This is a genomic window from Roseisolibacter sp. H3M3-2 (assembly GCF_029211165.1).
Lineage (GTDB): Bacteria > Gemmatimonadota > Gemmatimonadetes > Gemmatimonadales > Gemmatimonadaceae > Roseisolibacter.
This window is the reverse complement of sequence record NZ_JARGEK010000224.1, coordinates 1-8,096: the sequence shown is the minus strand read 5'-3', so window position 1 is coordinate 8,096 and position 8,096 is coordinate 1. Positions and strand designations below refer to the sequence as shown.

The 8,096-nt window shown below is 76.6% G+C and carries 12 protein-coding genes; 9 read left to right on the top strand and 3 right to left on the bottom strand.

Going from position 1 to position 8,096, the window contains the following annotated elements; genetic code table 11:
* Positions 1-178 precede the first annotated feature (178 nt).
* From PYV61_RS16740 to PYV61_RS16725, 4 genes are all read left to right on the top strand, one after another.
* On the top strand, positions 179-409 hold the full coding sequence (locus PYV61_RS16740) for a hypothetical protein (protein ID WP_275833667.1): 231 nt from the start codon (positions 179-181) through the stop codon (positions 407-409).
* Positions 406-1,479 carry a glycosyltransferase family 9 protein gene (locus tag PYV61_RS16735; RefSeq protein ID WP_275833664.1) on the top strand — a complete coding sequence of 358 codons (1,074 nt, stop codon included), beginning with the start codon at positions 406-408 and terminating at the stop codon, positions 1,477-1,479. The genes PYV61_RS16740 and PYV61_RS16735 overlap by 4 nt, the downstream gene beginning before the upstream one ends.
* A gap of 146 nt (positions 1,480-1,625) precedes the next feature.
* A complete protein-coding gene (locus tag PYV61_RS16730) occupies positions 1,626-2,885 on the top strand; it encodes an HAD-IA family hydrolase (RefSeq protein WP_275833662.1) in 1,260 nt (419 codons plus the stop codon).
* Positions 2,882-3,319: a VOC family protein gene (locus PYV61_RS16725; protein ID WP_275833660.1), complete on the top strand. Its 438-nt coding sequence runs from the start codon at positions 2,882-2,884 to the stop codon at positions 3,317-3,319. Before PYV61_RS16730 ends, PYV61_RS16725 begins: the two co-directional genes overlap by 4 nt.
* 69 nt (positions 3,320-3,388) lie before the next feature.
* On the opposite strand, the gene PYV61_RS16720 is transcribed toward PYV61_RS16725, so the two are convergent.
* The 3 genes from PYV61_RS16720 to PYV61_RS16710 form a co-directional block, all read right to left on the bottom strand.
* Positions 3,389-3,808, bottom strand: a complete 420-nt coding sequence (locus PYV61_RS16720; protein WP_275833658.1) for a hypothetical protein — start codon at positions 3,806-3,808, stop codon at positions 3,389-3,391.
* 71 nt (positions 3,809-3,879) lie between these two features.
* Positions 3,880-4,287, bottom strand: coding sequence for a hypothetical protein (locus PYV61_RS16715; RefSeq protein WP_275833656.1), 408 nt, complete (start codon positions 4,285-4,287; stop codon positions 3,880-3,882).
* A 7-nt stretch (positions 4,288-4,294) separates the two neighbouring features.
* The gene (locus PYV61_RS16710; protein WP_275833654.1) at positions 4,295-5,065 is read right to left on the bottom strand and encodes a hypothetical protein; all 771 of its coding nucleotides are present in this window, start codon (positions 5,063-5,065) and stop codon (positions 4,295-4,297) included.
* Positions 5,066-5,190: 125 nt separating this feature from the next.
* Here PYV61_RS16710 and PYV61_RS16705 point away from each other — a divergent pair, with 125 nt between their 5' ends.
* The 5 genes from PYV61_RS16705 to PYV61_RS16685 are packed head-to-tail and all read left to right on the top strand — an operon-like array spanning position 5,191 to position 8,059.
* Positions 5,191-5,538 (top strand): metalloregulator ArsR/SmtB family transcription factor, encoded by a 348-nt coding sequence (locus PYV61_RS16705; RefSeq protein WP_275833652.1) that lies wholly within the window; start codon positions 5,191-5,193, stop codon positions 5,536-5,538.
* Between the two features lie 41 nt (positions 5,539-5,579).
* Complete coding sequence (locus tag PYV61_RS16700; RefSeq protein WP_275833650.1) at positions 5,580-6,431, top strand: arsenite methyltransferase; 852 nt, start codon at positions 5,580-5,582, stop codon at positions 6,429-6,431.
* 4 nt (positions 6,432-6,435) lie between these two features.
* Positions 6,436-6,900 (top strand): arsenic resistance N-acetyltransferase ArsN2, encoded by a 465-nt coding sequence (gene arsN2, locus PYV61_RS16695; protein ID WP_275833648.1) that lies wholly within the window; start codon positions 6,436-6,438, stop codon positions 6,898-6,900.
* The gene (locus tag PYV61_RS16690) at positions 6,897-7,385 is read left to right on the top strand and encodes an arsenate reductase ArsC (protein ID WP_275833646.1); all 489 of its coding nucleotides are present in this window, start codon (positions 6,897-6,899) and stop codon (positions 7,383-7,385) included. Before arsN2 ends, PYV61_RS16690 begins: the two co-directional genes overlap by 4 nt.
* The gene (locus PYV61_RS16685) at positions 7,382-8,059 is read left to right on the top strand and encodes an aquaporin (protein ID WP_275833644.1); all 678 of its coding nucleotides are present in this window, start codon (positions 7,382-7,384) and stop codon (positions 8,057-8,059) included. The genes PYV61_RS16690 and PYV61_RS16685 overlap by 4 nt, the downstream gene beginning before the upstream one ends.
* The last annotated feature ends 37 nt before the right edge of the window (positions 8,060-8,096 follow it).

The window sequence follows — 8,096 nt, the reverse complement described above, 5'->3', positions numbered from 1 at the left end:
GCCCGCCGGCGGGGGAGCGCCCCGAGCCGCGCCTCGGCGCCGGCGCGGCGGGCGGGCTGTTCCCACCGTCGACCGACGCGCCGCTCCCCGCGGTCGGGCGCTCCGAGCTGCCGGCCGTGCGCCCCTCGCCGACCGACTCGGGCGCGCCGCGCGACGACGACCGGCTGGGCTGAGCCGCGTGGCGACCGACGCCCCGATCCCGCGCGAGCGCGCCGAGCGCATCGCCCGCGCGCACGCCTGCCTGCGCTGCAAGGAGTACACGTACCGCAAGGTCGCCGTGAAGCCGTCGACCCCGGCGCTGCACGAGGCGCTGGGCGAGGTCTGGCACGCCGTGCTCGTGTGCGGCGTCTGCGGCACGACGCAGGAGCTCGGGATCGACGCCGACGGCGACGTGGTGTACGCCGGGTGAGCGGCGACGCGGGCGGACGGCGCGTCTGCCTCGTCCTGCTGACGGGGCTCGGCGACGTGGTGCACGGCCTCCCGATCGCCACGGCGCTCCGGGACTCGGGCTTCGCGCGCCACCTCACGTGGGTCGCCGAGCCGATGCCGGCGCAGCTGCTGGCGCCGCACCCGTGCATCGACGACGTCGTGGTCTACCGCCGCCGCGAGGGGGTGGCCGGCGTGCGCGCGCTGCGCGAGACGCTGGCGGCGCGCAAGCGCGCGCACGGGTCGTTCGACGTCACCATCAACCTCAACGTCTACTTCAAGAGCGTCTGGCCGGTGCTGTTCGCCGGCGGCCGGCGGCGGCTCGGGTTCGACCGCACGCGCGCGAAGGACGGGATCTGGCTGGCGTACAACGACACGGTCCCGCCGCGCCCGCGGTCGCACACCCAGGACATGTTCCTCGAGTTCCTGGCGCACCTCGGCGTCCCGCACCACCCGCCCGCGGCGCCCGACGACTGGCGCATCACCTTCACGCCCGAGGAGCGCGCCGCGCAGGCGGCGTGGCTCGCCGAGCGCAGCGGGCGCCCGATCGCGGCGATCGTCCCCGCGTCGGCGATCGACCGCAAGGACTGGCCGGCCGACCGGTGGGCGCGCGTCGCCGACGCGCTCGCCGGCGACTTCGGCTACGAGGTCGTGCTCGTCGGCGGCCCCGGCGGCCGCGAGACGGCGATCGCGCGCGCCATCGCCGAGCAGGCGCGCCACCCGCTCACGTGGGCGATGGGCGACGGCGTGCGGCGCGTCGCGTGGGTGCTGGAGCGGAGCGCGCTCGTGCTCGCCCCCGACACCGGGCCGCTGCACGTCGCGCGCGCGCTCGGCGTGCCGGTGATCGGGCTGTTCGGGCACACGAACCCGTGGCGCGTCGGGCCGTACCGGGCGTGGGAGGAGCTCTGGGTCGATGCCTACACGGACCCGGGGACGGCGCCGGACCCGTCGCGGTTCGATCCGCCGGCGGACGACCGGATGCGGCTCATCACGGTGGAGGACGTGATCGAGCGTGTCCGGCGAGCGCGAGCGCTTCGACGGCGGGAGTCGTGACCGCGGGAGTCGTGGGAGCGGGAGTCGTGACGGCGTAGGGCGCCACGCGGCGACGGGCGCAGGGGGAACGCTTACTGCCTGTGGAGGGTCGACGCCCTCACGACTCCCGCCGTGGAGACTCCCGCAGTCACGACTCCCGCCGCTTCATGTTGTCCGCCCTCATCTTCGACCTCGACGGCACCCTCGTCGACACCAACGCCGCGCACGTCGAGGCCTGGGTGTCCGCGCTCGCCCGCCACGGCTACCGGTTCCACCCCGACCGCATCGCGCCCGAGATCGGCAAGGGGGGCGACAACCTCGTCCCCGACGTGCTGGGGAAGGAGGCGGAGGCGCGCGACGGGGAGGCGCTGCGCGAGGCGTCGAAGGCGGAGTACCTGCGGCTCGCGGAGGGTCGGCGCTTCCGCGTGTTCGACGGCGCGGCGGAGCTGCTCGACGAGCTGCGGCGGCGCGGGATCCGCACCGCGCTCGCCACCTCGTCGGGGGACGAGCACCTCGACGCCACGTTCGGCAGCGCCGGCGTCGACCTGCGCGAGCGCGTCGACGTGGTGGTCGGCAAGAGCGACGTCGCGCGCTCCAAGCCCTACCCGGATGCGGTGCTGGCGGCGGTCGAGAAGCTCGGGCTCTCCCCCGCGGAGTGCGCGATGGTCGGCGACACGCCGTACGACGCGCTGTCGGCGAAGCGCGCGGGCGTCATCGGGCTCGGCGTGCTGTCGTCGGGGCTCGGGCTCGAGGCGCGCGACCTCGTGCAGGCGGGGGCGCGGCGCGTGTGGCGCGACGTCGCGCACCTGCGCGCGGAGCTGGACGACGCGCTGCGCGCCGCGTCCCCCGGCCCGGCGCGTCTGACGGTCGGCGCGCTCGAGACGCTGATGCGCGAGGCGCTGGCGGCCGCGGAGGAGGGGATGGCGGCCGGCGAGGCGCCGATCGGGTGCGCGATCGCCGACGGCGCCGGGCGCGTGCTGGCGCGCGCGTACAACCGCATGAACGCGACGCAGGACAAGACCGCGCACGCCGAGGTCGAGGCGTTCCGCGCGCTGGCCGGGCGCGTGCCGCTCGACGCGCGCGACCTCGTCATGGCGAGCACGCTCGAGCCGTGCGTGATGTGCACCGGGGCGGCGATGGAGTCGGCGGTCGACACGATCGTCTACGCGCTCCAGGCGCCGGCCGACAGCGGCACCTCGCGCGTGCGCCCGCCCGAGAGCCCCGAGAGCCAGATGCCGCGCATCGTGGGCGGCGTGCTGGCGGCCGAGAGCCGCGCGCTGTTCGAGCGGTGGATGGAGGCGCACCGCGGCGAGCCGCAGGCGGCGTACGTCGAGCAGCTGCTGGCGCGCACCCCCGACGTCCCCGCCGACCCGTTCGACGCCGCGCGCGCGACGTCCGACGCGCTGGCCGAGCGCGCGGGGCGGTGAGCGGCGCGCGCCCCCAGGCGCCGGCGCTCACCGGCGTGCTGGAGACGGCGCTCTACGTCGCCGACCTCGATCGCGCCGAGGCGTTCTACGCGCGCCTGCTCGGCGCCCGCACGCTGCTCGCCGAGGCGGACCGCATGCGCGCGCTCGACGTGGCCGGGCGGCAGGTGCTCCTGCTCTTCCGCTGCGGCGCGTCGGACGCCGAGAACCCGGTCCCCGGCGGCGTGGTCCCGCCGCACGACGCGCGCGGGCGGATCCACCTCTGCTTCGCCATCCCCGCCGACGCGCTCGACGCGTGGGAGGCGCACCTCGCGGCGCTCGGCGTGGCGGTGGAGAGCCGAGTGCGCGCCGAGCGCGGGGCGACGTGTCTCTACGTGCGTGACCCGGACGGGCACCTGGTGGAGCTGGCGACGCCGGGGTTGTGGGAGACCTACTGAACCTGCGACCTGCGACCTGCGACCGGGTGCTCTCGCAGGTCGCGGGTCGCAGGTCGCAGGTCGCAGGGCTCACCCCCCCGTGCTCAGCCGCCCGAGGCCGAGCCGCGTCACCTTGTGCGGCGCGTCCTTCTCCATCATCACGATGATCGCGCGCTCGGGCTCCGCGTTCGCGTCCGCCGCGAGGACGACGCCGACGTTGCCGCTCGGGAGGTCGTCGAAGCGCAGGATGGTGCGCGCGCCCGTCTTCGTGATCTCGAGCAGGCGGTCGAGGTTCTCGGTGAACACCGTGGCGGTGCCGTGCTCCTTGAGCCAGGCGTCCAGCTTCGCGCGGTCGCCGCCGAGGACCGCGTCGGCGGCTTCCTTCGCGAGCTTGGCGCGCGGCGACGCCGGGTCGAGCTGGACCGGGTTGACCACCTGCTCCTGGGCGGCGAGGCGCGACGCGGGGACGGCGGCGACGAGGGCGGCGGCGAGGACGAGGGTGCGCAGCATGGGACGGGGCGGGTGAGGGAGATTGTATACCTTCCCTCAGTCACCGCCCCGGCGCCCGGGGTTGCCGCCGGTCAGCAGTCGGGGTCCGGGCGCGCCGCGATCCCCAGCGACTCGCCGCCGGGGGTCAGCGTCAGGTCGTAGGTGAAGCAGCCGGCGCCCAGCGGGCGCTCGCCGACGTAGTCGATCGGCTGGAGCACGGTGCGCCGTCCGGCGATCTCGGCCTCGACGTACGCGTATCGGTAGGCCGTGCGCACGGCGACGTGGCCCGTGGTCGCGCCGGCGGGGAGGCGCGCCGCGGCCAGCCGTTCCTCCCCCGGGAAGCGCAGCACGACGTTCCGCAGCTCGACGCCGGTCGTGTTGCGGGCGCGGACGCGCGTGCCGTCCGACGGGCCGCCGACGCCGTCGTCGCAGGCCAGCAGGAGCGCGGCGAGCGGCACCACGATCGGCGCGGCCGCGCGCAGGCGTCGTGAAGGGGCCATGCCCCCACTACCGCGGCGCGCCGGGCCCGGTCACGCGGTCCATCGGCACGGCGACCTCCGACATGACGCGCACGCTGCCGTCGGCGCCGAACTGCTTCCCGTAGACCATGAACGGCGACGTGCGCGTGAGCCACCACGACGCGACCAGCCGGCCGCCGCGCTCCTCCCGCTCGTCGACGCGGAACGCGCGCACGGCCGCGCCCTCGACGGTGAGCGCCTCCTCGCCGACCACGGTGAACACGCGCCCCTGCGCGGCCGTCATCCCCGGCCCCCACACCGGCGCCACGACCACGCGCCCGGGCGCGAGCCCCGCGGCGAGCGGCACGAGGTCGGAGGCCGAGGCGATGAACCCCGCGCGGTCGAGCTGCAGGTCGACCGGCTCGGCGGCCGCGCCGCCCGGGCCGCGGCGGGTGCCGCGCACGCGCCGGCCGTCGATGGTCAGCTCCGCGCCCGCGCCGTCGCTGGAGCTCCGGCGGTAGCCGAGCGGGGCGAGGGTGCGCGCGTGGTAGGTCTGCAGGATCTCCCAGGTGCGCCGCTCGCCGCCGGGGCCGAACACGGTGCCGCGCGTGACCCAGCGGTGCACGGGGACCCCCGCCGAGTCGCCGACGGTGAGCGCGTTGGTCCACTCGGCGACCACCTGGCCGCTGTCGCTCCCCTCGCGCACGCGGACGCGCGCGGCGTGCGGCGTGAGGACCCCGGCGTCGGCGAGCGGGGCGCCGACCTCGAGGCGCACGGTGTCGGCGCCGGCGGCGAGCAGGAGCGCGGTGAGCAGGAGCATGGGTCCTCGCGGAGAAAGATCCTCCAGCATCCGACGCCCGGCGCGCGGGCGCAACTCGGCTCGTCCCGCCGGCGGACGCCCCGTCCCTCTTGACGCATCAACTTTTGTTGTTGTATACTCGCGCCGTGCCCACCGCCGCCCCGCCGACCCTCGACCTCGCGCGCGCCGCGCGCCTCTTCCACGCCCTCTCCGACGAGACGCGGCTGGCCGTGCTGGCCATGCTCCGCGACGGCGAGCGGTGCGTGTGCGAGCTGCAGGACGCGCTCGACGTCGCGCAGTCGCGGCTGTCGTTCCACCTGAAGGTGCTGCGCGAGGCCGGCCTCGTGACCGACCGGAAGGAGGGGCGGTGGTCGTACTACGCGCCGGTGGCCGACGCGCTCGACGAGGCGCACGCCCTGGTGCGCGCGCTCGGCGACGACCGCCCGGCGGGCGCGCGCCCGCGGCTCCGCGTGCTCGGCACCTGCTGCGGCTGACCCTCGCTCTTCTCGGCCCCAACCCATCAACATTTCTTGCTATGTCGACCACGCCCACCATCACCGACATCGTGCAGGAGCGGTACGGCGCCGCCGCGCGCCGCGTGCTGCAGGCCGAGGGCGCCGCGTCCTGTGGCCCGGTCAGCTCCTGCTGCGGCGCCGCCGCGTTCGACGGCACCGTCGACCCGATCACCGCCGACCTGTACGTCAGCGGCGAGACCGACGTGCTTCCGCCGGCCGCGGTGCTGGCCTCGCTCGGCTGCGGCAACCCGACCGCGCTCGCGGCGCTGGAGCCCGGCCAGGTCGTCCTCGACCTCGGCTCCGGCGGCGGGATCGACGTCCTCCTCTCGGCGCGCCGCGTCGGCCCCACGGGCAAGGCGTACGGCCTCGACATGACCGCCGACATGCTCGCGCTGGCCCGGAAGAACGCCGCCGAGGCGGGGGTGACGAACGTCGAGTTCATCGAGGGGCACATCGAGGCGATCCCGCTCCCCGACGCGAGCGTCGACGTGATCATCAGCAACTGCGTCGTCAACCTGTCGGCCGACAAGCGACGCGTGCTCGCCGAGGCGTTCCGCGTGCTGAAGCCGGGCGGGCGCTTCGCGGTGAGCGACGTGGTCGTGCGCGGCGAAGTGCCGGACGCGGTGCGCCGGAGCATGGAGCTCTGGGTCGGCTGCGTCGCCGGCGCGCTGGAGGAGTCCGAGTTCCTCGCGCTGCTCGCCGACGCCGGCTTCGAGGACGCGTCGATCGAGCCGACGCGCGTGTACGACGCGCGGGAGCTCGGGCTCGGCGAGCACGCGGCGTCGTTCATGGCCGGCTTCGTCCGCGCGACCAAGCCTGTCGAGACGCCCGCCCCGGCGTCCTCTTGCTGCGGTCCCACCTGCTGCGCCTGACCCCATGGACACGCCCCCCTACGCCCTGCGCCCGGCCACGCCGGCGGACCTCCCCGCCGTGCGCGCGCTCCTCGCCGACAGCGCGCTCCCCGACGCCGGCATCGACGCGCTGTTCGCCGATCGCGCGGCCGACTTCGTCCTCGCCGAGGCCGACGGCGCGCTGGTGGGCGTCGCGGGGCTCGAGGTGTGTTGCGACGACGCGCTCCTCCGCTCGGTGGCGGTGCGCCCGGCGTGGCGCGCGCACGGGGTGGGGCGGGCGATGGTGAAGTCGCTCGTGTGCGACGCCGAGGCGCGCGGGGTGCGCGCGCTGTACCTGCTGACGATGACTGCCGAGCACTACTTCCCGCGGTTCGGGTTCTCGCGGGTCGAGCGCGGCGCGGTTCCGGCAGCGATCGCCGACACGCTGGAGTTCCGCGAGGCGTGCCCGGCGACCGCGGTGGCGATGGCGCGCCCGGTGGCGGCCGCGTGAGCGCGCCCGTCCGCGTCCTCGTGCTCTGCACGGGGAACTCGGCGCGCAGCCAGATCGCCGAGGCGCTGCTGGCGACGCGCGGCGCGGGGCGGGTGCGGGCCGCGAGCGCGGGCGCGCGCCCCGCCGCGCGCGTGAACCCGTACGCCGTCGAGGTGCTGGCGGCACACGGGATCGCGTGGGAGGGGCGCACGCCGCGGCACGTCGACGCGTACGACGGCGAGCGGTTCGACCTGGTGGTGACCGTGTGCGACGACGCGCGCGACGCCTGCCCGTACTTCCCGAGCGCCGCCGCACGGGCGCACTGGGGGCTCCCCGACCCCGCCGGCGAGGACGCGCCCGACGCCGCGCGGCGCGCCTTCGCCGCCACGTACGACGCGCTGGCCGCGCGGGTGGACGCGCTGCTGGCGTCGCCGCTCGAGTCGATGGACGCCGAGGCGCTGCGGGCGCGGGCGCAGGCCGTGCACGACGACGCCGCGCGCCCGTGACGCGCGACGTCCGGCGGTACGTCGCCGAGGCGCTCGGCACGGGACTCCTGGTCGCCTTCGGCGCCGGCGCGGTGATGACCGACGCGATCACGGGCGGCGCGCTCGGCGCGACGGGGATCGCGGCGACGTTCCTGCTCGTCGTGGCCGCGCTCGTGGCGTGCCTCGGCGACGTGTCCGGGGCGCACCTCAACCCGGCGGTGACGGTGGCCTTCTGGTCGGTGCGCCGCTTCCCAGGGCGAGAGGTGCTCCCCTACGTCGCCGCGCAGTGTGCGGGGGCGGTGGTCGGGGCGCTGGCCCTGCGGGCGGCGCTCGGTCCGGTGGCGTCGGTGGGCGCGACGGTGCCGCGCGTGCCGAGCGTGGTGGCGTTCGGCGTCGAGTTCGTGTTCTCATTCGCGCTCTTTCTCGTGATCGCCGCCGTGGCCACCGACCCGCGCACGCCGGCGGGCGTGGCGCCGCTCGCCGTCGGCGGCACGGTGGGGCTGTGCGCGCTGCAGGGCGCGCTCACCGGGGCGTCGATGAACCCCGCGCGCTCGCTCGGGCCCGCGGTGGCGGCGGCGACGTACGCGGCGCACTGGCTGTACTGGGCGGCGCCGGTCGCCCGCAGGGTGGCCGCGGCGCGGCTCTCCGAGTGGCTGCGCGGCGCGCGGGCGCATCCGGCCGCGTCGCTCGGCTGAACGGCGCCGTCACCGGCGGCCCGCCCCCCGCCCGCGA